This is a genomic window from Nocardia iowensis, assembly GCF_019222765.1.
GTDB lineage: Bacteria > Actinomycetota > Actinomycetes > Mycobacteriales > Mycobacteriaceae > Nocardia > Nocardia iowensis.
This window is the reverse complement of the sequence record NZ_CP078145.1, coordinates 2,823,804-2,846,238: the sequence shown is the minus strand read 5'-3', so window position 1 is coordinate 2,846,238 and position 22,435 is coordinate 2,823,804. Positions and strand designations below refer to the sequence as shown.

Sequence of the window (22,435 nt, the reverse complement as noted above, 5' to 3'; positions counted from 1 at the left end):
AGGTCACTGAAGATGCTGATCGCAGCCCTGTCTCGCCGCCTCAACGACGGTGTCGACTACGCAACCTTCCGCAAAGCGTGGATCCCTGACGAATTGGTCCCCGGCGACCCGCGCACGCGGGTCATCAGCGCACTGAACATCGAGGATCCGCGCGAACTGTTCACCCTCGCCGTGCTCGAGAACACCGAGCCCGCCGACATTCCGGTGTGGCTGGAGCGGATCGCGCCGATCGAGGCCCGCCGCTACGAACGGATCAGGCACCTGGTGAGCGAACCGACCTTGAACGCCGTTTACCAGGTGATCGCGGAAGACGATCTCGGCCAGCCCATTACGGACTGACCTCGACCGGCAACGCAGCACGACGATCGGCGGAGGCGAAGTCCGCCGATCGTCGGCGTTATGTTCAGGAAGCCTCGGCGCGCGGGGCGCGCGGACTGCGCCGGTAGGTGGAGACCGCGGGTGACGACGGGAGCCAGAACCGCCATGCCAAGTCCGCCGCGGCGCTCACGCCGACGCGTGGACCACTGGCGATCTGCTTCGCGGCGACGGCATCGCCGAGTTCGAGCCGGATCGGCGAGGATGCGTCGAACAGCGGAGTTCCGTAGTCGCTCAACGAAATTCCCAGCGCACTGCCCAGATTTCCCGGCCCCTTGGCCAGGTCGGTATCGGTGCGCGCGGTGCGGCGTCGGGCGCGCGCCTCGTCGATCCCGGCCACCACCTCACCGGATCGGATCAGCACAGCGCTGGCCGCGCCGTCCGGCCCGCTCGTGACATTGACGCAGGTATGCATGCCGTAGCTGAGGTACACGTACAGCACCCCGGCCGGGCCGAACATCACCGCGTTGCGCTTGGTTCGCCCGCGCCCGGAATGCGACCCCGGGTCCGGCCACGGTCCGGCCGGATCACCTCCGTAGGCCTCGACCTCGACGATCCGGACGCCGACCGGCCCGGACCACAGAATGGACCCCAGCAATCGACGGGCGGCAACGGGCGGCTCCACGGCTAGTTCATCGGCACACACACCCGCCATTGTCCAAGATGGCTCAGACGTGGCCCTTCAGGCTCCTGCGGTGACCATCAGCCGAGGGCGTCCAGTCCCAGGTACAGACCCTTAAGTTTGTTCGGGTTCACCTGGAAGCGCAGGTTCTGGATGCGGCCGTCGACGAGGTCGTAGGTGAACGCGGCGATCGGGTTTCCGTCGATGAGGGCCAGCGCGCCGAGTTCGCCGTTGATGTGCGCGGGCTCGAGCACGAAACCCGCGGCGATCGGCTTGGCGAGCACACCGAGGATCCAGCGAGCCACATGATCCGGGCCGTGCAGCGGTCGCCGAGCCGCCGTCACCACCCCGCCGCCGTCGGACCACGCGGTCACATCGGGGGCGAGCATGTCCATCAGCGCATTGATGTCACCACCGGAGCAGGCGGCCATGAACTGCGCCGTGATGTGCTCACGTGCGGTCTTGTCGGTGTCGAAGCGCGGGCGCCGGGACTGCACGTGCGCGCGAGCGCGGTGCGCGATCTGGCGGATGGTCGGTTCGGGGCGATCCAGGGTGTCGGCGATCTCGGCGTGCGTGTAGCCGAATACCTCACGCAGCAGGAAGACCGCGCGTTCGATGGGACTCAGGGTTTCCAGCACCACCAGCATCGCGGTGGAGACGGTGTCGGCCAATTCGGTCTCCTCGGCGATATTCGGCGTGGTGAGCAGGGGTTCGGGCAGCCAAGGCCCGACGTAGCTTTCGCGGGTGGCGCGGGCCGAGGTCAGCCGGTTGAGCGACAGGTTGGTGACGGTGCGTACCAGGTAGGACTTCGGGTACTGCACCGTCGTCTGATCGGTCTCGTTCCACTTCAGCCAGGCGTCCTGGAGGACGTCTTCCGCGTCGGTGACGGTGCCCAGCATCCGATACGCGGTGGCGAACAGGAGTCGCCGGTGTTCGAGAAAGGGATCCTGCTGAGCTGTTACGTCAACCATCGGCTCATGCTCTCAGTTTTCCGTGGGTACGTGTCTTCCGGGATGTCAGCGGGCGTTCCGGGCCACTGGGTGAGGCGATGCCGACCCAGCGGCCGCGGCGTTACGCGGTGGCACGTCCGCCTTTCGACGGCGTGACCGAGACGGCCATCTTCTTGCTGAGCCGGAAGACCGGCAGCGGGCTCTTGCTGACGCTCTCCTTGTAAATAGCGGCCACCCGCCCGGCCAGGTAGAACCGGCGCGGCGTTTCGTCGTACTTGGTGAACTGAATCACCGCGTCCTTGCGACCCAGGCTCACCGGCTGATGGAAGTAGCCGAACCGGAACGGACGCAACGGCTTTCCCCGCAACTGGCGGGCAATGACGTCGGCGGTGTAGGCGGCGGTCGGCATGCCGCTCTGGCAGGTGCCGTGCAGTTGCCCCCAATCCATGCGGACGGCGGCGGCGTCGCCGACCGCGTGAATGGTGGGGTGCGACAACGACTTCAGCGTGGCGTCGACGATGATCAATCCGCGCGCGTCGGTGGCGATGCCCGCCTGTGCGGCGAGCGGGGAAACGCACACGCCGGTGGTCCACAGCGTCAGATCCGCGGGTACCAGTGCCCCGTCGGCCAATTCCACCGCGTCGGGCAGCACCTTGGTGACGGCTTGGCCGACCTGCCTGGCCACCCCGAGACGGTCCAGTGCGCGCCGCAGATATGCGCGTGCTTTGTCACCCATCATGGCCCCGGGCTCCCCGGTGCTGATCAGGGTGACGCGCAATCCTGGGTTGGCCTCGGCGATTTCGGTCGCCGCCTCGATGCCGGTGAGCCCGCCACCGCAGACCGCGACCGAACCGCCATGGGCCGCAATAACATTCAAGCGCTCGGAGAATTGGTGCGCCGTTCGCGGATCGTTGAGGGTCCAGGCGTGGTCGGCCGCACCGGGGACGATGCTGGTGTCGGTGCTGCTACCTAGGGCGTACACCAGCTCGTCGTAGGGCAGGGTGACCGTGTCGTCGACCACCACGTGCTGGGCGGCCGGATCGAGGGAAGTGACCCAGCCCTGGACGAATTCGACGCCGGTTCCGGTCAGGATGTCCGCGATGCGGTGCTCGGCCAGGTTCTGACCGGCGGCGATCTGATGCATGCGCAGGCGTTCGGTGAATCGCGCCGACGGATTGACGATGGTAATGCGCACGTTCAGCTTCCGCGTGCGCCGAGCCAGCCGTACCGCGGTCAGCATGCCGGTGTAGCCGGCGCCGAGGATGACGATCCGATGTTCGGTGTTCATGGTGTTGCTCCAATGGTCCGGTCACCTCAGTTGGTGACGACCATGGGACAACCGCCCCGTGGCGGGCGTGACAGGCCGCTGATGTGATACGAGTCACATTCGCGTCAGCTCTTGCCCATCGCCTCGGTGCGGATCAGCTGAAGCAAGCTCGGGTTGTCCGTCGTGGTCGCGACGCTGACGATCTTGCGCACGAACCCGTCCTCCTCCGCCAACCGGAGCAGGCTTGCCGCCAGGTCGATGCGCGCGGTGTAGCGCCGGTCCGCCTGGCCTTCGACCATCGTGTAGTCGGTGACGGCCGGGAGCTCGTACAGCCCACCCGGGCGCACGATGGTCCACTCGAGATCGGTTGCGGCGAGCAGAGATTCCATGCGCCGCATGTCGTCGTACAGGGTCTTGCCCATCACGCGCGTGACATAGGGCTGCAGCACGCGATTGAACAGAAACCCGGCGTCGGCGTAGCGCTGCGGAGCTACCGCGTTCGACGAAACCACCGCGATCCGCCGGATGTTGTTGCGGTGCATCGCGGCAACGATGTTGGCGACACCGACAGAGTAGGTATCGATCGGCTCCTTGCTGTAGGGAACGCCGAGGGTGGAGAGCACCACATCGGCGCCCGCGACGGCGACGTCGAACGAATTCGCTTGCCGCACATCGCCACCGAAGACGGTCAGCCGGTCGTGTTCGATCGGGAACTCGTCCGGTCGGCGGGTGACGGCCACGACGTCGTGGGCCGCGGCGAGTGCTCGACCGGTGAGCAGGCGGCCGGTGGGTCCGTTGGCTCCGAAAACGACGATGCGCATGGTGGTTCCTTCTCGAGAGTGTCGCGCCGCCCGTTCATCCGGGCGCCGTATCATATGAGAACCGTACCAACTAATATGAGAGTCATACAATATGAACGACGTAACAAAGGCGGATGCCCGCCGACATCGTCGCTCCGCCAACGCGGTCAAGGCGTCGCTGCGCGACCTGAACACCCAGCTGGCGCTGCTCAACCGGCAGTTCGGCGCCCAGGTCGAGCTCAAGGACGCCGACTGGAATTGCCTCGACCTGGTCGACCGGCACGGACCGCTCACGGCGAGCGCACTGGCCAGACTCGCCGGGTTGCATCCGGCGACGATGACCGGCGTGCTCGACCGACTGCAGCGCGGCGGCTGGATCACTCGCGAGCGCGACCCCGCGGCCACCGACCGCAGGGCGGTCACCATCCGGGCCACCCGCGAGCGCAATGCCGAGCTCTATCGGGTGCTCGCGGGGATGAACAACCGGATGGACGAACTCTGCGACCGTTACACCGACGCCGAACTGGAGCTGATCGCGGACTTCCTGCGGCGCACCGCGGTGGCAGGACACGATTCGGCCACCGAACTCGGCGGCGCGTGACACCCGACCCCGGTGCGGCAGCACGGAAGTCAAGGGTTGAGCCAGGGGCGAAATGGGGACGCTCCCGGATGTGTTGAGGCCCTGCCGATTTCTACCGTCTGAGAATGGTCTCGGTTACCCGGCCGCACAGGTGGCGACGGTTGTTCATCGTTCTTGCCTCGTTCGTGGCGCTACTCGCGCTCGCGATCGGCGGCGGTGTCAGCCTGGTGTATGTGAATGCGGCCGTATCGACGGTCGGCAGTACGCAATTCAGCAACGAGCTCGCCATTCCACCGCTGGCCCCGTCGCGGCTGCGACCGGACGGGACGCGCGAATTCGAGCTCGAGATGCGTTCGGGACGAACGGAATTCCGGCCGGGACAGGCGACCGAGACCTGGGGATTCAACGGCGCCTACCTCGGCCCGACCTTGCGGGCCAGGCGCGGCGAGCAGGTGGCGGTCACCGTCCGCAATCAGCTACCGGAAGCGTCGACGGTGCACTGGCACGGCATGCATCTGCCCGCGGCCATGGACGGCGGGCCGCACCAGATGGTGCGGGCGGGCGCCACCTGGACCCCGCGATGGACCGTGGACCAGCCCGCCGCCACGCTCTGGTACCACCCACATCCGCACGGCGCGACCGAAGAGCACGTGCGGCGCGGACTCGCGGGAATGTTCTTGCTCGATGACGAGGTATCCGAATCTCTGCCGCTGCCGAGGAATTACGGCGTCGACGATCTGCCGGTCATCGTCCAAGACGTCAAGTTCCGTGGCGCCGAGCTCGATTCGTCACATGCGATCTTCCGCGATGTCGGGTTTCTCGGGGATCAGACCATGGTCAACGGGACGCTGACGCCGTACCGCACGGTCGGCGACGAACTGGTCCGGCTGCGCCTGCTCAACGCCTCGACCGCGCGCACCTACACCTTCGGTTTCGCCGACCAGCGTCAGTTCTCGTTCATCGCCACCGATGGCGGCTTGCTGGAACACCCGATCGCGCTCGACCGGTTGCAGCTCTCGCCGGGCGAGCGAGCCGAGATCGTGGTACGCGTGCGGGCGGGCGAGCGAACGGTGTTGCGCAGCAACAAGCTCGACGCCGGACTCGGCTTCTGGACCCAGCGTTTCGCGGGCGGCGACGACACCTTCGACGTCCTCGAACTGCGCGCCGCCGACACACTACGATCCGCACCTGAACTTCCTGCGGCACTTGCGCTTCCGTCCACTCCGGACGGCTCCGACGCGGTCCAGGAACGCCGCTTGAAGATAAATCTCGCGGGCATCAACGGCAAACCGATGGCCATGGACCGGATCGATCTCACTGTCACCCGCGGCACCACCGAAACCTGGATCGTGCACAACAACGACGGCATGCCGCACAACTTCCACATCCACGATGTGCAATTCCGAGTGCTGACCAGAAACGACGGCCCGCCACCCGCCGAACTCACCGGCCCGAAGGACACCGTCTTCCTACCGCCCGACGCCACGGTGAAGCTGGTCTTGCGCTTCGACGGGCCCGCCGACCCGAAGGTCCCCTACATGTACCACTGCCACCTGCTGTGGCACGAGGACCAGGGCATGATGGGCCAATTTGTGGTGGTCGAGCCGGGCGGAGCCGCCGGAACACCACCCCGCGACCACGGCCACTGAGCCAGAACTCGAACTTCCTCTTGCCACCCGGGCACGCTCGGGCTAAATTCATCACACAGTGAATTCAACACTCGATGAATTGAGGCGACCATGTCGCGAGCAAGCTCATCGCCCGCTGTCGAGGTGCGGAACCTGACCGTGCGGCGCGGCGGACGTGAAGTGCTGCATGATGTTTCGTTGACGATTCCGCGCGGGTCGATCACCGGGTTACTCGGTCCGTCCGGGTGCGGGAAGACGACGCTGATGCGCAGCATTGTCGGCACCCAGATCGTGGCATCCGGGGAGATCTCGGCGCTCGGTCGGCCCGCGGGGTCGGCGGAGCTGCGGCGTCGCATCGGCTATGTCACCCAGGCGCCCAGCATCTACTCCGATATCAGCGTGCACGAGAACGTCGCGTATTTCGCCGCGCTCTATGGTCGCGAGCGCGCCGCGACCGACGACGCGATCAACGCGGTCGGCCTGATGGAGCACGCGAATCAGCGCGGCGACGAACTCTCCGGCGGGCAGAAGACCCGCGCCTCGCTGGCCTGCGCGCTGGTCGCCGAGCCCGAGCTCCTGGTCCTCGATGAACCCACGGTCGGCCTCGATCCCGTACTGCGCGTGGATCTGTGGAAGAAATTCCGCGAATTGGCGGCCAATGGAACCACTTTGGTGGTGTCCAGCCATGTGATGGATGAGGCCGAGCACTGCGACCGGCTGCTGCTCATGCGCGAGGGCAGCCTGCTCGCCCAGCTCAGCCCCGACGAACTGCGCGCCGAAACCGGCGAGGAGAACCTCGAACGTGCCTTCCTCGCACTGATCACCACCGGACGTGCGGCATGAACACCGACCCCGTGTTCAGCCGACCACCCCGAAACCGTGCCCGCGCAACCGCGTCACCGAGTACCAGGCAGGAAGCATGACCAGCACACTCGAATCGCCCACCCGACGAAGCCCCACGCTGCGCCCGTACGTGGCGACGACCACCCGGATCCTGCGCCAGCTGCGCAACGACCACCGCACCGTCGCGATGATCCTCGTCGTCCCCGCATTGTTGATGACGTTGCTGTACTTCATCTATCGAGATACACCGACCAACCCCCTGAATCCGGTGCCGCTGTTCGACCGGGTCGGCATCAGCATGCTCGGCATCCTGCCGTTCATCGTGATGTTCCTGATCACCGCCATCGCCATGCAGCGCGAACGCACCTCGGGCACGCTGGAGCGGCTGCTCACCACGCCGCTGGCGAAACTAGATCTGCTCGGCGGCTACGGCACCGCGTTCTCGCTGGCCGCGGCGGCGCAGGCGGCGGTGGCCTGCCTGGTGTCGTTCGGCCTGCTCGGCCTCGACTCGGCGGGCAATCCCGGCTGGGTGGTGCTGATCGCGGTGGTCGACGCGGTATGTGGGGTCGCGTTGGGTCTGCTGGCAAGTGCCTTCGCGCGCACCGAGTTCCAGGCGGTGCAGTTCATGCCGGTGGTGGTGGCGCCGCAGATCTTCCTGTGCGGCTTGCTCGTTCCACGCGGGGAGCTGCCCGGCTGGCTGGAGGCGATCAGCAATGTGCTGCCGCTCAGTTACGCCGTCGATGCGCTGCAACAGGTTTCGGTGCAGCCGAACGCCACCGGCGCTATGTGGCGCGACCTGGCCGTCGTCGCGGGCTTCGCGGTGGTCGCCCTGTGCCTCGGCGCGGCAACGCTGCGGCGGCGCACCCCGTGACGGCTGGTAACGGATCGCAGGCCGAGGATCGTCCCGCCCGCACCGGGCGCAGGCCGGGACGGTCCGGCGCACGCGAGGCGATTCTGCGGGCGGCCCGCGCCCGGTTCTCCGAGGCGGGCTTCGACAAGACGTCCATCCGCTCCGTCGCCGGAGACGCAGGCGTCGACCCCGCGCTGGTCCACCACTACTTCGGCACCAAACAGGAGTTGTTCGCCGCGGTGGTCCAGCTGCCGATGGATCCCGAAATCACGCTCAGGGCAGTCGATTCCGCACCCCTCGACCGGCTCGGTGAAGCCATTCTGCGGGCCGTCCTCGGCGTGTGGGACTCCCCGGCGGGCGCGGGCATCGTCGCGATGGTCCGCAGCATCATCGCGGGCGGCGACACCGCACTGGCCCGCTCGTTCCTGCTGGAGATCGTCCTCGAACGAGTTCGCCAGCGCATCGCCACCCCCGCGGACGACGGCCGCCTCCGCGTGGCCCTGGTCGCCTCCCAGATGGTCGGCCTCCTGATGACCCGCAAAATCGTTGAACTGGAACCGATCCCGTCGGCGACCATCGAGGAGGTAGTCACCGCCGTCGCCCCCAACCTCCAGCGCTACCTCACCGGCGAACTATGACCAACAAGCGGGACATCCGCGAGGCGAACACCGAGTGGCCCCGCCAGGATGTCCCGCTCGCCGTGGGTCAGGCTTCGGCCGACTGGGCGATGAAGTCGGCGTGTTCGGCATCGGTGACGTCGCGGGCCTCGTCGATCAGCAGGACGGGGATGCCGTTGTCGATGGGGTATGCGCGGCGCAGGCGTGGGTTGTAGAGGACGGTGCCTTCGGTGGCGCGGACCAGCAGTAGCGGGCCCTTGTCCTGGGGGCAGGCCAGCAGGCTCAACAGCGTGGCGTCCAAGGTGGTGTGCTCCGGCATGAACGAGAACCTACCCGATGATGGGGTCCGGCTCGGTCGGCGGTCGGCGGCGGAACGAGATGTGACGGTGGCCGAAGTAGCTGGCAACGGCGACCAGACCCATCACAACGACCGCCGCCGGCTTGTCCGGGAAGTGCCAGACCGAGACGGCGAGCTCGAGCAGCGCCATATTCAGCAGCAGCCCACCGGAATTGACCGCGACGAACCGCAGGAAGTCGCGCAGCAGATGCCCGCGCACCCGGAACACCAGTGTCCGGTGCAGCACGAACGCGACAACAATGCTGACACCGTAGGCGGCGGCCACCGCGACCGACGGCGGCACGTTGTCACCGAGCACCGCCAGCCAGACCACGGTCATCCCGATGCCCATGGCGGTGTTGAATCCGCCGACCGCCGCGAACGCGACCTCCTGTCGGCGCACCAGCCGCAGCAGCGGTCCGGGCTTGGCCTGTTCGGTGGGCCCGAGCGCGTGCGCGGGATCGCTGGCATCGCCGGCCTGCTCACCGGCACCCGCGGCCGGTCCGTCGGCCGCGCGCAACGAACGCGAAGCTCGGGTCACCACGGCCTCATCGGTGCCCGTAAACGCCTTGCTTTGGTCATTGTCGAATTCCACCAGGCGCCCACCTCCAGTCGCGACAGGCACTCTATCGTTCGCAGCGACCGGCTGATCGGCGGGCGCACCGAACGCGCCTTCGCGACGGAGCGGGTGCGCGCGAACCCGACGGCTCACCTCCGCGGATCGTGTCGCGGTGCGGCGGGCCGAGTCACCGGTTCGTATCCACGAGGTCGGACGTCGGCGCAGTCGGTTCGCCGGTGCCCGCCGCCGTGTCCGGCCCGTCGTCGCCACGACGCCGTCCCCGCAAGAACGCCCACTGCAGCACGCCGACACCGACCAAGCCGAGCAACGCCGACGCGGCGCCGAGCTGCCAGCCGGGCGGGCGCCAGCTCAACTCCAGCTCACCGTCCGTGGTACCGGCCGGGATATCCACCGCGACAAACGTTTTCGCGACGAGCCTGGTCGGGATTTCGCGGCCGTCGATGGTCGCCCGATAGCCGGGCCAGCCGAGCCGCGCGAACACCACCTGGCCCCCGGTCGCCGAATTCACCCGAACCCGGCTGGTCCAATCGGTTTCCGACGCCGAGGCCGCGGTAACGCCCGCCGCGGCGGCGACCCGGCCGTTGCGGGTCGAGATCAGCCCGTCCACCCGTTCCAGCACGGAAATCTGCTGCTCGTGCCCCGGGTAGTCGACCCATTTCCAGCCCTCCGGCGCGGGTTGATTGCGCGCGTCGGGGTACAGCGCGCGTTGCAGCACGACCCGGTCGACCTTCATCAGATCGACGATCGTTTTCCCGGTGGTCGGTTCGACCGCGAAGGCCCGGCGGAACGCGTCGGGGCACACGCTGGTGTCCCACAGCATGCACAGCATTTCGCCGAACCAGAAGTGTCCGTTCGGGGTGTAGCCGCTGACGTAGGTGAGCTCCAGATCCTTGGCGTAGTTGCCGAAGACGAGCGAACCGTAGGCCCCCTGCAGGTTCTTCTGCGCGGGCGGGATCGGCCCGCGGTCGGCGAGTTGCAGGGTGGTGCCGGTGAAGTCCGGGAAGGCGGCCTTCATCTCGGACCGCTTCTCCGGCAGGTTCCAGCTCATCGGCGTCGGCTGCACGGCGCGCACCTGGAGGTAGGCGATCGGGAACACCGCGACGAGCGTCAGCACGCAGGCCGCGACCATCCCCTTCGTCCGGCCGAGCCACACCACCGCCGCACCGAGCGCCGCTACCGAAACCACCGCGACCACATGCCAACCCAGCTCGCGCGGCGCCGCGGAGAACGAGCGCACGAACAACAAACCGATCAGCACACCCGCCGCGACGCCACGCCGCCGCCAGCCGTCGAAGGTGGCGTAGCGACCGAGCAGCACGCACACCAGCACCAGGAGTCCGAGCGCCACCATCGGCAGCACCCGGGCAGGCCAGCGCAGCGGACCGATGGTGCCCGGCCCCGCGGTCCACATCAGCGCCATGATCGCGAACAGCGCGATCGCGCTGAATTCCCGCCAGTTCTCGCGCGCCTTGCGCCAATCGATGAACGCCAGCGCCGGAATCAGAAACCAGGCGATGTACACCACCGGCATCGGCTGCACATAGCCCCACCAGGAGTTGTACGCGGGCAGCGTGCTCGGCAGGCTGGCGTTCAGCGATTCCGACCACGGCACGGTCAGGAACTGGTCGTTGTTGATCTGCGCGGTGCCGCGCCAGGTCACCTTCGCCGACAGCATGCTCGGCAGGTAGGTGGCCAGTCCCGCCAGTGCGGCGAATCCCGCGGCCGCAAGCAGCCGCAGCGACGGCGCCCACTTGCGTTGGTAGACAACCTCGCCCACGGCCACGGCGCCGATCATCAGACCGGCTTCGACCGCCGGAAAGATGTACTGCACCGAGATCGCCAGGTACAGGAACACGAACGTCGGGATCGGACCGCTGCGGCCGCGCGCGTAGCGGACACCGGAGGCCCAGGCGTGCGCCAGCCACGCGGTGCCGACGAAGGCGGTGTACCAACTGGCCTCGTCGAAGAACAGCAGCCAGCCGGTGAACGGAATCGAGATGCCCGCCACCGCGGCCCACGGAGCGCTGGAACCGTATTCCAGGCAGATCCGGTACACGCCGAGGCCGAGAACGATCGCGAAGATCAGCTTGACCACCGTGGCGTAGAGCGCGACGTTGTCCACCGAGGGCGCGATCAGATCGATCAGCAGCTGCGGCGGATTCAGCAGACCCGCCTCTTCGATGGTGTAGTTACCCGCCATCCAGTGCTCAGGGATCATCGCGGGGAACTGCCCGTCCCGCAGGCGATTCCCGAGCATCACCCACAGCGGGGCGTACTGCGACTCGGTGTCGTCGGTGTAGAAATGCCGGACGTTGGCCAGCAGAACGGCCAGGTAGCCGACTATCACACCGAGTGCGGTTATGAAGCCCCACTTGTACACGTCCCGCCGGGCGAGGGCGCTGCTTTCCACCACGAGTTCCAGACCCTACCCGGCGGCGGGCTGCTCCCGCGCCCGCCGCCGCGACCGCACCGCCAGCCACTGCAGCACACCGATGCCCGCCAGTCCGGCGGCCGCCGCGCCGATGCCGATCTTCCACCCCGGCGGACGCCAGGTCAGCACCAGCTCGGCATTCTGGGTGCCAGGGGGAATATCAACGGCGACAAAAGATTTCGCCACGGTGGTGATCGGGACCTGGTTGCCGTCGATGGTGACGCGGTAGCCGGGCCAGCCGAGCCGGGAGAACACCACGCGCCCGCCGTTCGGTGCGCTCACCCGCACCCGGCTGGTGGTGTCGGTCTCCGAGATCGACGTCGCGGTCACGTTCTTCGCGTCCGCGACCCGGCCGTTGACGGTGGAGATCAGACCGTCCACCCGTTCCAGCACCCAGATGTATTTCTCATGTCCTGGGTAGTCGACCCATTTCCAGCCGTCCGGCGCGGGCTGGTTGCGGACGTCGGGGAACAGTGCGCGCTGCAGCACCACGCGATCCAGTTTCATCAGATCGACCAGGGTCCGCCCGGTGGTCGGCTCCGGAGCGAACATCCGCCGGTACGCGTCCGGGCAGACGCTGCTGTCCCAGCGCATGCACAGCAGCTCACCGAAGTAGAAGTGACCCGTCGGGGTGTAACCGTTGACGTAGCTCAGCTCGAGCGATTTGGCGTAGTTACCGAAAACCAAAGAACCGTAGGCGCCTTCGAGGCTGTTGTCCCCCGGCTGGAGCAGGCCACGCTCGGCGAGTTGCAGCGTGGTGCCGGGGAAGTCCGGGAACGCGGACTTGGCCTCGGAGCGGTTCGTCGGCAGGTTCCACGTCATGGGTGTCGGCTGCGCCGCGTGCACCTGGAGGAAGGCGATCGGGAACATCGCGACGATCGCCAGCACGCATGCCACAGCGACGCCCTTGGTGCGATCCAGCCATACCACCGCGGCACCGAGCGCGACGATCGCGGCGGCCGCGAGCACATGCCAGATCACGTCGTGCGGGTCGGCGGAGAACGACCGCACCCACAGCAGCAGGATCAGCAGCCCCGCGGCGATACCGCGATTCTTCAGATCTCGGGTCGTGCCGTAGCGCCCGAGCAGCACACACACCAGCACCAGCAGCCCGATGGCGAGCATCGGCAGCACCCGGACCGGCCAGCGCAACGGACCGATGGAACCCGGCCCCGCCGCCCACATCAGCATCATGACCGCGAAAAACGCGACCCCGGACAGTTCCCGCCAGCTGTCCTTGGCCCGGCGCCAATCGATGAAGGCGAGCGCCGGAATCAGGAACCAGGCGATATAGGTGACCGGCATCGGCTGCACGTATCCCCACCAGGAGGTGAACGCGGGCAGCGAACTCGGCAGGCTGGCATTCAGCGATTCCGACCACGGCACGGTCAGGAACTGGTCGTTGTTGATCTCCATGGTGCCGCGCCAGGTCACCTTCGCCGACAGCATGCTCGGCAGGAAGGTCAGCAGCCCGGCCAGCCCGGCGCAGCCGCCCGCGATGGCCAGTCGCGCCACCGGCAGCCATTTGCGTTGGTGGACAATCTCGCCCACCGCGACCGCGAGCAGCATCAGCGCCGCCTCGACCGCCGGAAAGATGTATTGGGTGGAGATGGTCAGATACAGGAACACGAAGACGGGGATCGGTCCGCCCTGTCCGCGCGTGTAGCGCACCGACGACGCCCAGGCGTGCACCAGCCACGCGGTGCCGGTGAGCGCGGTCATCCAGCTGGCCTCGTCGAAGAACAGGAAGAACCCGGACAGCGGGAACGCCACACCCGCCACCGCCGACCACGTGGGCCTGCCGCCGTAGGCGAGGCAGACGCGATAGACGCCGAGCGCGGCGATGATCGCGAAGATCAGTTTGACGACGGTGGCGTAGACCGCCATGTTGTCGACGGACGGCGCGATCAGGTCGATCAGCAGCTGCGGCGGGTTGAACAGGCCCGCGTCGTCCATCGTGTTGTTGCCCGACATCCACCGCTCGGGCACCAGCACCGGGAAGGTGCCGTCCCGCAGGGCGTCGCCGAGGCCGACCCACAGTCCGGTGTACTGGGATTCGGTGTCGTCGGTGTAGAAGTGTCTGGCGTTGGCGAGCAGCACCGCGATGTATCCGAAGACCACGCCGACGGCGGTGATCAGGCCCCAGCGGTATACGTCGCGCCGCGACGCGCCAGCGGGAGCATCGAGCTCGGCGGCAGCAGCGGCATCCCCCTGCTCGACCGGAGCGTCGGTCGCGGTGGCAGCGGGCGCGTCAGCCCGGACGCGAGCGTCGGTCTCGGTAGATGCGGCGGGCCTGGTCACCACGGCCGCCCCGTCCGGCCCGGTATGCGCCACGACCTCGGCCGCATCGGCCCTCGTGACCTCGGCGGACCCTGGGAGCGCCACCCTCGACCCTGCACTATCCGTCACGAGTTCCAAACCCTACACAGCAGTGTGGCGCTTGGCATCCGGCCACCGACGCGGTGAAGATGGGATGATGCGCGCGCCCGGATTCCGCAACCCGCACCATGCTAAAGTTCTGGGCGGCTCGGGCCCTGCTGTCCAGCGGGGAGTACCGGCACGCACCGTCATCGAAAGTCGATCCAGCTGATGCCGATTCCCTCCACCCGCACGCCCCGCCCCGCCGCGGCCACCTCGAACGGCCGGCCCGACCGGCCGCACGTCGTGTCCGTGGTCGTGCCGATCTATCGCGGCGAGGACACCATCGGCGGACTCGTCGCCGAACTGCACGAACTGACCCACCCCACCGTGACCCCCGGCGGCACCACCTTCGCGGTCGACGAGATCATTCTCGTCCACGATCACGGCCCCGACCGGTCCGATGTGGTGCTGCAGGAGTTGGAACAGGCCTACCCCGAGGTGCGCACCATCTGGCTGAGCCGCAACTTCGGGCAGGACGCCGCGACGATCGCGGGCATGTCGGCCGCCCGCGGCGACTGGATCGTCACCATGGACGAGGACGGCCAGCACGATCCCCGATACATCGGCGTCTTCCTGGACGCGGCGCTGGCCGAGCGCGCCGAACTGGTCTACTCCAAGCCGAGCAACACCCGCCCGCACGGCTTCCTTCGCAACCTCACCTCACGCAGCGCGAAGCTGGTACTGGCGACGGTGTTCGCGTTCCCGGACTCCACCCGGTTCGAGAGCTACCGGTTGATCCGCGGCGCCATCGGCCGCCAGCTGGCCGAGGTCGCCTCCAACGGGGTGTATCTCGATGTCGCGCTGACCTGGGTGGTCGGCTCGGTGGCCCAGGTGCCGGTGGTGCTGCGCGCCGAGGGCCGCGAGGAATCCGGTTACAACTATCGCCGCCTGTTCTCGCTGTTCTGGAAGATGGTGCTGTGCAGCGGAACTCGCGGCCTGCGCCTGGTCAGCCTGCTCGGCGTCACGCTGGCGCTCGGCGGCGGGCTGATCGCCGCCGTCATCGTGTACGAGGCCCTCACCACCGACAACTGGGCGCCGGAAGGCTGGGCGTCGATGATCGTGGTGTTGCTGCTTGTCTCCGGCGCGATCCTGTTCTCGCTCGGCCTGATCGCCGAATACCTCGGGGTGGCGTTGCATATCCTCGTGGGTAAACCGCTGTATCTGACCGTCGATTCGCCGACGCCGCGCCCCGCCGAAAACACGGCGGCGGCCCGGGAACTGACCACCACCACCGCCGACAGGGGGAACGACCGGGTTGAGCACTGACCGCGTCATTTTCAGCCGCCCGTTCCGGGCCCGCCGCGAATTGGCCAATCTGGAAGCCGTGCTCGGCTCCGATCACAGTCACGGCGACGGACCGTTCACCGCGGCCGCGACCGCGAAGCTGAAGGTCATCACCGGCGCACCACACGCGCTGCTGACCACCTCGTGCACCTCCGCATTGGAGATGGCGGGGCTGCTGCTCGAACTCGGCCCGGACGACGAGGTGATCGTCCCGAGCTTCGCGTTCACCTCCACCGCGACCGCCATGGCGCTGCGCGGGGCCACCTGCGTATTCGCCGATATCGACCCGGAAACCGGCAATCTGGACCCGGAGTCGGTGGCGGCCGCGGTCACCGAACGGACCAAAGCCGTGGTGGTCATCCACTACGGCGGCGTCGCCGCCGACATGGACCGACTGCTGGCGCTCGCCAACACGCACGGCTTCGCCATCGTCGAGGACAACGCGCACGGCCTCGGCGGCCGGTGGCGCGATCGCCCGCTCGGCACCATCGGCACGCTCGGCACGCTCAGCTTCCACGACACCAAGAACGTGCACTGCGGTGAGGGTGGCGCGCTGCTGCTCACCGACGAGATCCTGATGGCGCGGGCGGAGATCATCCGGGAGAAGGGCACCGACCGCGCCCGCTTCCTGCGCGGCGCGGTGGACAAGTATTCCTGGCAGGACATCGGCTCCAGCTACCTGCCCAGCGAGCTGAACGCGGCCGTGCTTGACGCTCAGCTCGCCGAATTCGACACCATCCAGGCCGGACGGCACCGGGTGTGGAACGCCTACGCCGCCGCGCTGCCGGAGTGGGCCGCCCGCAACGATGTCCGGCTGATGACGGTGCCCGCCGACCGCGAACACACCGCACACCTGTACTACCTGCGCACCCCCACCGAGGAACGCCGCGACGATCTGATCGCCCACCTGCGTGCGCGCGGCGTGTCGGCGCCGTTCCACTATGTGCCGTTGGATTCCAGCCCGGCCGGACTCAAGCTCGGCCGGACCCCCCGGCCGTGCGTGCGCAGTGCCGAATTCTCGGGAACCGTTGTGCGCCTGCCATTGTGGCCGGATCTCACCGACGCGCAGATCGCGCGCGTCGTCGAGGCCGTCACCGACTTCACCGTCTGACCAAGGCCGACTTCACCGTCTGGCCACGGCCGGGTTCGACTGGCGGCACGCGGGGTTCGACCGGCGGCACGCGGGGTTCGACCGGCGGCACGCAGGCCGCCGGTCGCTCACGACGCGTCGAACACGTACAGCTTCTCCCGGCCGCCCGCGATCAGCGACCGCCGCACCACGCGCGATTCGTAGCGGCGGACGAAGTCGTCCAGCGTCGCCTCGGTGAACCGGTGCGCCTGGACGCCGTCACCGGCGTTGGTGAAACGCTGACCGATCGTGGCGAGCACTCGATTGTCACTGGTGGCCATGTTGCGCACCGGTTCCGCAATGATCACCTGCTTGCGGGCGGCGGTCAGCATCCGGTCCAGCACAGGCGCGGGATCGGGCAGGAAGTGGTAGAGACTCGCCTGCATCACGAGATAATCGGCCTCGGGCAGCGGGGCGTCGGAATGCAGGTCCCACACCTTGCCGTGCCCGCCCGCCTTGGTTAGCTTGGCGACGAAACCATCGTTGCGATCCAGGCCGGTGTAATCGACCGACTTGCGGCGCAGATAGCGGGTGTACAACGTCGCAGGCCCGCAGCACAGATCGACCACACTGGCGCCCGCCGGCACGAGCGCTTCGACAGCGCGATACCGAGCCGTGTAGTGCCTGCCGTACAACGCGCGGATCAGCAACTCGTAGACGGTGGCGTTGCGGTAGATAAGGCTGGTACGCACCAAGTTCCCCTGAACAATTCGGACAGCAACGTCAGCGTGGGATGCTACGGCGCAGGCGGCGTGCGCGCGCGACCGGGTCGAACCGCCGGACGTGGTGAATCCGGCGGTTCGGCAACCTGATTCGGTGCGTCAGCTGTCGCCCAGGATCTTGGGCGCGTCTTCTTCGGTCAACACCTCGTAGGTATCGGTCTCCCGGTTGTACCACCAGGTGTCGGCGCCAGGCTCGGGGCGTCCCGCCGCCTGCACCGCGCGGGTGGACGGGCGGTAGGAGGAACTGCGTGGGATCTCGTCGACCACATAGACCAGATCGGGCCGCTGGGCGGGGTCGAGCGCGCGCAGCGCCTCGGTCACATCCTTGGGCTCCAGCCGGAAACCCTTGCGCACGCTGACCGCGGCCACGGCGATGCAGTGGTCACCCACCTCGAGGCCGTAGGCGACCTCCATATCGACCGCCGTGATGTCGTTGAGCACATCGACGATCGGCTGCCCGAACACCGGCCCGCGCGGCGTGCGGATGACGGTGTCCTTGCGGTCGATCAGCCAGTAGTCGCCGTCGCTGTCGCGGCGGAACAGATTCTCCGTCGGCATCCACGAGTCGCCGGGCGCGAAGACACCACGCAGGCCGCCCGCGGAGATGTCCACCCCTTCGGAAGCCTTACCGAGCAGCAGCCCGACCTCGTTGTCCGCGCACCGCCGCGCGTAGCCCGAGTCGTCGAGCAGGATCTGCTCGGTGATCGGGTCGTAGGCGACCAGTTCCACCCTGGCGGTGCCCGGCACCGGCCTGCCCTTGCAGCCGCGCTTGGCGCCCTTCACGTTGGCCAGCACCACGTCGCCCTCGATGGAGGCGTAGAACTCCACCACCCGGGCCGGGTCGAACTGCTCGGTGGTGCGCCGCCACAGCCCGGCGGGCATGCCGGAGCCGATGAACAGCCGGATCGGGTGGCGGTGCCCGACCGGGAACACCTCGGCGTCGAGGATGTCGCGCAGCATCGTCCAGGTGTAGGTGACCACGGTGACGCCGTAGCGGTGCACCTCCTCGGCGAACTGCGCCGGGTCCAGCGAACGTGCCAGCGCGATCCGGCTGCCGCCCGCGATCGCCCCGCCGAGACTCACCAGCAGGCCGGACGAATGATGCAGCGGCGCAAGGCAATACACCGTGTCCCTGCGGTCAAGGTCGGCGGTGGTCGCGGTGCCGAAGGCGGACAGCGCCCAGCGGTGGTTGGTGATGTACTTGGTCTCCAGCCGGTCGCCGGTGCCGGTGACGAGCACGAACGCCAGCTCGCGCGCCAGCCCGGGATCGGGCCGGTACCAGCCGGGCAGCTGCACCCGAGCCGGATCGATCTGCTCGAGGTCGATCACCTGATCGCTCAACGGAATGTCGAGGGTGCGGGTATCGCCGCCGCCGAGCACGAGCACCCGCGCACCGGTGGTCACCGCGTGCCGCAGGTTCTCCGGGTCGGCGACGACGGTGTCGACGCCGGTGAGTTCGAGGGCACGCGCGAGCTCGCTGCCGGGGGCGAGCAGCACGGCCACCGCACCGAGCCGGGACAGCGCCGCCACCGTCGCCAGCGCACTGGGGCGGGTCTCCATGATCACGCCGACCCGCATCGCCGGCCGGATGCCGACCGAGACGAGCCCGCGCACCACATTGTCGATGCGGACGTTGACCGCGGCGTTGGTGTGCACCCGATCCTCGAACAGGAACAGATCCTTCAGCGGGGCGCGCCTGCCTTGTTCGGCGATCAGCCGGCCCAGCGAGATGCGGGTGTGCGGCTGGATCATGCCGAGCCGGGTCAGTCTGGGCAGCGCCCGTGCGGCCTCGCCGACCAGTTCCACCGAACCGCGCATGGTGTTGTTCGCGATGCCTTCCAGCGCCTTGCCGACACCCGCGCCCGCCTCGGCCAGGGTCGCGGCGGTGTGCACGACGCGGGTGGCCGCCGAGCGCGGCCGGTTGGCGTCGACGTGCTCGGCCATCGGGTAGATCTCCGGCGGCAGCGGCTTGTCGCGTTCGAGCGAGTCGACCCACTGGCGCACCAGCGGCCAGGTGTGGTTGGTCGCCGTGCTGCCCGCCACCAGGCCGAAATGCCCGGCGACCAGGGCCGCCTCGTAGACCTCCGCGTTCGGGGCGGCCCGCACGATGCCGCGCACCGCCGCGGGCTGGCCGATGTCGTCGACCTCGCCGACGAATGCGAGGATCGGGCACTTCAGCTCGGCCAGCGAGACCGGCTGATCGCGAATGACGAAGCCACCCAACATCAATCGGTTGTGCGCCACGAACTGCTTGAGCAGATCCGCGGCGGCAGGACCCGCGTAGCCGACCCAGCCGTCACTGTTGAGGAACCGGCGCTGGCGCTCCTTGGGCAGCAGCGCCTCGCGATCGTGCAGCTGGCGCAGGAAGTCGATCCTGGCCTTGGCGGTCTTCATCGGGTCGAGCAGTTGGAAGCCGATGCGCACCATCGAGTCGGTGATCGGCAGCCGGGTGACGACGTGGTCGGCCAGGAAGTCGGCGACATCGGAGACCATCCCGTAGGGCAGGCCGAACGGCATGCCCGCGACGATGTCGACGGGGCTGCCGAAGGTCACGATGCTCTGCACGCCCTTGCCGGACCGGTAGGCGGCGACCTGGTAGGCGAACATGCCGCCCTGCGAGTAGCCCATCAGGTGCACCGTGCTGCCGGTCGCCTCGGTCACCGCGTCGATCGCGCTGCTCACCGCGAGGACATGGTCGGCGAGGTCCCGCTGCCAGCCGCCCTCCTCGCTGGCAGGCGAGCCGAAATCGACTACCCAGCAATCGATTCCGCCGCGGTGCAGGATGCCGACGGCGCCGTCCTCTGCGTTCACGTCCCAGATGTCGGCGTTCACCATCAGCGGCGGCACCAGCAGCACGACGGGTCGCCCCGGGACGATGTCGTCGGGGAAGTAATGCCGCAGCCGGTACATCCGCCTTCGCTCCACGATCTCGAACGGAGACGACTCGACATCGTGGGTCAACCCGCCGAAGCGGATGACCTCGAGGCCGTTCTGCGCGGTTGCCATCAACCGCTGCACCGATCCGACCAAATCCTTCGCACTGAACTTCAAAGTCGCTCCTGGCCCTACCCTAGAACGTGATCCTCATCCTCCGCGTACTCCGCCGAAGGGAATGCCCTTCCGGCCCCCGAAAGGTACGCCACGATGTTTCAGACGAGCTTCCCATACCGCCTATCCATTATGTGTCCGCTGTGACACGATCCATGCGTCGCCCGACGTCAAAATTACCGGCAGGTACGCCGTCGGCGGACGGCCGACATTGCGGGACAACCGGCTGGTCGGTATCCGGCCCCGGACGCCGGGCCGCGAGCCGCTCCGACATCACCTCACCCAGTCAGGCGTAATCGCCGTTATGCCCATTCGGCGGCGTGTCGCGACCATCTCCGCGTGATCTTCCAAATTCCGCTGCGGAAGCCCTGATTCGCGGCCTACCATAAAACCATCTGGAACGCACTGTCGCGTAACGTAATTCGCTCGGAACAGTAGCTCCACAGGCCGCACACAGCCTGTCTATTTGTTGTGCACAATTGTCGACGCTGAACATCACACCATCGACCGGCTCGGTGACAATCTCGAGGTGAGGACGTCGCATGACCATCGAAACGTCAGCTCAAGCACAAACCAACGGCCGTAAGAGCCTCAGTACCACGGCGGCCCACCAGCTTTCGACCACCACCAAAACCGAACCGCAGATGCAGGGCATCACCTCGCGGTGGCTTACGCGGGCACTGCCATGGGTGCAGGTCAACGGCGGTGTCTACCGGGTGAACCGGCGCCTGACGTACGTCGTCGGCGACGGCACCGTCACCTTCGCCGTCAATGGTGGCAAATGCCGCGTTATTCCCCGAGAGCTCACCGAAATTCCGAAGTTACGCGGCTTCGACGACGAGGACGCGCTGCGTTCCCTCGCCGACCGTTTCGAACAGCGCGACCACGAACCAGGAACGGTGATCGCCGAGTTCGGCAATCCGATGGATCAGCTGATCCTGATCGCGCACGGCAAGCTGAACAAGATCGGTTCCGGACACTACGGTGAACAAACAGTGGTCGGTCAGCTCGCCGACGGTGACTATTTCGGCGACGCCACCCTCATCGATGGGTCGGCCATTTGGCCGGTAACCGTCAAGACCACCACCCCGACCACCCTGCTGGTGCTGCCCAAGCACGCGCTCGATCAGGCGCTCGACGCCACGCCTTCGCTGCGGGAGTATTTGGCGCGGGTTGCCGCAGCGCCGACCCCACCGCAGAACAAGCACGGCGAGGCGAACATCCAGGTCTCCTCGGGTCACGCCGGCGAGCCGCAGCTGGAAGGGACCTTCGTCGACTACGACGCCGCCCCACGAGAATACGAACTCAGCCTCGCGCAGAGCGTGCTGCGCGTGCACACCCGCGTCGCCGACCTGTTCAACGACCCGATGAACCAGGTGGAGCAGCAACTCCGGCTGACCATCGAGGCGCTCTACGAGCGGCGCGAGAACGATCTGGTCAACAATCCGGACTTCGGCCTGCTGCGCAACTGCGATCTCAATCAGCGCATCTACTCCCAGTCGGGCCCGCCGACGCCGGACGACATGGACGAGCTGCTGAGCATGCGGCGCAGCACGAAACTGTTTCTCGCACACCCGAAAGCGATCGCCGCGTTCGGCCGGGAATGCAACAAGCGTGGCCTCTATCCCGACCCGGTGGAGGTGGACGGGCATCGGGTGCCCGCGTGGCGGGGCGTGCCGATCTTCCCCTGCGGCAAAATTCCGGTCAGCGAAGAACAGACCACGTCGATTCTGGCCATGCGCACCGGCGAGAAGGACCAGGGCGTGGTCGGTTTGCACCAGACCGGCATACCCGACGAATACGAGCCGAGCCTCAACGTCCGGTTCAAGGGCATCGACGACCAGTCGATCATGTCCTATCTGGTCAGCTGCTACTACTCGGCGGCGGTGCTGGTGCCCGACGCGTTGGGCGTGCTCGACAATGTCCTGGTAGCCCGGCAAGCGGACTGACC

The 22,435-nt window shown here is 67.6% G+C and carries 19 protein-coding genes; 9 read left to right on the top strand and 10 right to left on the bottom strand.

What is annotated here, in order from left to right; all coding sequences use genetic code 11:
* Positions 1-12: 12 nt before the first annotated feature.
* Positions 13-339 (top strand): hypothetical protein, encoded by a 327-nt coding sequence (locus KV110_RS13090; protein WP_218476258.1) that lies wholly within the window; start codon positions 13-15, stop codon positions 337-339.
* 64 nt (positions 340-403) lie between these two features.
* Here the strand turns inward: KV110_RS13090 and KV110_RS13085 are convergent, their stop codons facing one another.
* The 4 genes from KV110_RS13085 to KV110_RS13070 form a co-directional block, all read right to left on the bottom strand.
* Positions 404-1,030 (bottom strand): DNA-3-methyladenine glycosylase, encoded by a 627-nt coding sequence (locus KV110_RS13085; protein ID WP_218476256.1) that lies wholly within the window; start codon positions 1,028-1,030, stop codon positions 404-406.
* Between the two features lie 47 nt (positions 1,031-1,077).
* Positions 1,078-1,968 carry an RNA polymerase sigma-70 factor gene (locus tag KV110_RS13080; RefSeq protein ID WP_218476254.1) on the bottom strand — a complete coding sequence of 297 codons (891 nt, stop codon included), beginning with the start codon at positions 1,966-1,968 and terminating at the stop codon, positions 1,078-1,080.
* A 100-nt stretch (positions 1,969-2,068) separates the two neighbouring features.
* The gene (locus KV110_RS13075; protein ID WP_218476251.1) at positions 2,069-3,235 is read right to left on the bottom strand and encodes an NAD(P)/FAD-dependent oxidoreductase; all 1,167 of its coding nucleotides are present in this window, start codon (positions 3,233-3,235) and stop codon (positions 2,069-2,071) included.
* A 104-nt stretch (positions 3,236-3,339) separates the two neighbouring features.
* The gene (locus tag KV110_RS13070) at positions 3,340-4,035 is read right to left on the bottom strand and encodes an NAD(P)-dependent oxidoreductase (RefSeq protein ID WP_218476249.1); all 696 of its coding nucleotides are present in this window, start codon (positions 4,033-4,035) and stop codon (positions 3,340-3,342) included.
* Between the two features lie 91 nt (positions 4,036-4,126).
* Between KV110_RS13070 and KV110_RS13065 the strand changes: the two genes are divergently transcribed.
* The 5 genes from KV110_RS13065 (at position 4,127) to KV110_RS13045 (ending at position 8,553) form a co-directional block, all read left to right on the top strand.
* Positions 4,127-4,615, top strand: coding sequence for a MarR family winged helix-turn-helix transcriptional regulator (locus KV110_RS13065; RefSeq protein ID WP_218476247.1), 489 nt, complete (start codon positions 4,127-4,129; stop codon positions 4,613-4,615).
* Positions 4,616-4,719: 104 nt separating this feature from the next.
* Positions 4,720-6,243 (top strand): multicopper oxidase family protein, encoded by a 1,524-nt coding sequence (locus KV110_RS13060; RefSeq protein ID WP_218476245.1) that lies wholly within the window; start codon positions 4,720-4,722, stop codon positions 6,241-6,243.
* 90 nt (positions 6,244-6,333) lie between these two features.
* Positions 6,334-7,065: an ABC transporter ATP-binding protein gene (locus KV110_RS13055; protein ID WP_218476243.1), complete on the top strand. Its 732-nt coding sequence runs from the start codon at positions 6,334-6,336 to the stop codon at positions 7,063-7,065.
* Positions 7,066-7,141: 76 nt separating this feature from the next.
* Complete coding sequence (locus tag KV110_RS13050; protein WP_218476241.1) at positions 7,142-7,936, top strand: ABC transporter permease; 795 nt, start codon at positions 7,142-7,144, stop codon at positions 7,934-7,936.
* A complete protein-coding gene (locus KV110_RS13045) occupies positions 7,933-8,553 on the top strand; it encodes a TetR/AcrR family transcriptional regulator (protein WP_218476239.1) in 621 nt (206 codons plus the stop codon). Before KV110_RS13050 ends, KV110_RS13045 begins: the two co-directional genes overlap by 4 nt.
* 67 nt (positions 8,554-8,620) lie before the next feature.
* Here the strand turns inward: KV110_RS13045 and KV110_RS13040 are convergent, their stop codons facing one another.
* The 4 genes from KV110_RS13040 to KV110_RS13025 form a co-directional block, all read right to left on the bottom strand.
* Complete coding sequence (locus KV110_RS13040; RefSeq protein ID WP_218476237.1) at positions 8,621-8,851, bottom strand: Trm112 family protein; 231 nt, start codon at positions 8,849-8,851, stop codon at positions 8,621-8,623.
* A gap of 10 nt (positions 8,852-8,861) precedes the next feature.
* The gene (locus KV110_RS13035; RefSeq protein ID WP_343224176.1) at positions 8,862-9,464 is read right to left on the bottom strand and encodes a GtrA family protein; all 603 of its coding nucleotides are present in this window, start codon (positions 9,462-9,464) and stop codon (positions 8,862-8,864) included.
* Between the two features lie 151 nt (positions 9,465-9,615).
* Positions 9,616-11,859: a hypothetical protein gene (locus KV110_RS13030; RefSeq protein WP_218478421.1), complete on the bottom strand. Its 2,244-nt coding sequence runs from the start codon at positions 11,857-11,859 to the stop codon at positions 9,616-9,618.
* 15 nt (positions 11,860-11,874) lie between these two features.
* Positions 11,875-14,001, bottom strand: a complete 2,127-nt coding sequence (locus tag KV110_RS13025) for a YfhO family protein (protein WP_246634727.1) — start codon at positions 13,999-14,001, stop codon at positions 11,875-11,877.
* 468 nt (positions 14,002-14,469) lie between these two features.
* On the opposite strand from KV110_RS13025, the gene KV110_RS13020 reads away from it, so the two are divergent.
* Both KV110_RS13020 and rffA read left to right on the top strand, forming a co-directional pair.
* A complete protein-coding gene (locus KV110_RS13020; protein ID WP_218476236.1) occupies positions 14,470-15,567 on the top strand; it encodes a glycosyltransferase in 1,098 nt (365 codons plus the stop codon).
* A complete protein-coding gene (rffA, locus tag KV110_RS13015; RefSeq protein WP_218476235.1) occupies positions 15,557-16,696 on the top strand; it encodes a dTDP-4-amino-4,6-dideoxygalactose transaminase in 1,140 nt (379 codons plus the stop codon). The genes KV110_RS13020 and rffA overlap by 11 nt, the downstream gene beginning before the upstream one ends.
* 107 nt (positions 16,697-16,803) lie before the next feature.
* On the opposite strand, the gene KV110_RS13010 is transcribed toward rffA, so the two are convergent.
* Both KV110_RS13010 and KV110_RS13005 read right to left on the bottom strand, forming a co-directional pair.
* On the bottom strand, positions 16,804-17,406 hold the full coding sequence (locus tag KV110_RS13010; RefSeq protein ID WP_218476233.1) for a class I SAM-dependent methyltransferase: 603 nt from the start codon (positions 17,404-17,406) through the stop codon (positions 16,804-16,806).
* A 129-nt stretch (positions 17,407-17,535) separates the two neighbouring features.
* The gene (locus KV110_RS13005) at positions 17,536-20,487 is read right to left on the bottom strand and encodes an acyl-CoA synthetase (protein ID WP_218476231.1); all 2,952 of its coding nucleotides are present in this window, start codon (positions 20,485-20,487) and stop codon (positions 17,536-17,538) included.
* A 539-nt stretch (positions 20,488-21,026) separates the two neighbouring features.
* Between KV110_RS13005 and KV110_RS13000 the strand changes: the two genes are divergently transcribed.
* A complete protein-coding gene (locus tag KV110_RS13000) occupies positions 21,027-22,433 on the top strand; it encodes a family 2B encapsulin nanocompartment shell protein (protein ID WP_218476230.1) in 1,407 nt (468 codons plus the stop codon).
* The last annotated feature ends 2 nt before the right edge of the window (positions 22,434-22,435 follow it).

Coding starts and splice junctions, on each gene's coding strand:
- KV110_RS13055 (WP_218476243.1), top strand. CDS start 6,334: ATGTCGCGAGCAAGCTCATCGCCCGCTGTCGAGGTGCGGAACCTGACC.
- KV110_RS13075 (WP_218476251.1), bottom strand. CDS start 3,235: ATGAACACCGAACATCGGATCGTCATCCTCGGCGCCGGCTACACCGGC.
- KV110_RS13085 (WP_218476256.1), bottom strand. CDS start 1,030: ATGGCGGGTGTGTGTGCCGATGAACTAGCCGTGGAGCCGCCCGTTGCC.
- KV110_RS13040 (WP_218476237.1), bottom strand. CDS start 8,851: ATGCCGGAGCACACCACCTTGGACGCCACGCTGTTGAGCCTGCTGGCC.
- KV110_RS13070 (WP_218476249.1), bottom strand. CDS start 4,035: ATGCGCATCGTCGTTTTCGGAGCCAACGGACCCACCGGCCGCCTGCTC.
- KV110_RS13060 (WP_218476245.1), top strand. CDS start 4,720: ATGGTCTCGGTTACCCGGCCGCACAGGTGGCGACGGTTGTTCATCGTT.
- KV110_RS13050 (WP_218476241.1), top strand. CDS start 7,142: ATGACCAGCACACTCGAATCGCCCACCCGACGAAGCCCCACGCTGCGC.
- KV110_RS13065 (WP_218476247.1), top strand. CDS start 4,127: ATGAACGACGTAACAAAGGCGGATGCCCGCCGACATCGTCGCTCCGCC.
- KV110_RS13000 (WP_218476230.1), top strand. CDS start 21,027: ATGACCATCGAAACGTCAGCTCAAGCACAAACCAACGGCCGTAAGAGC.
- KV110_RS13080 (WP_218476254.1), bottom strand. CDS start 1,968: ATGGTTGACGTAACAGCTCAGCAGGATCCCTTTCTCGAACACCGGCGA.
- KV110_RS13090 (WP_218476258.1), top strand. CDS start 13: ATGCTGATCGCAGCCCTGTCTCGCCGCCTCAACGACGGTGTCGACTAC.
- KV110_RS13020 (WP_218476236.1), top strand. CDS start 14,470: ATGCCGATTCCCTCCACCCGCACGCCCCGCCCCGCCGCGGCCACCTCG.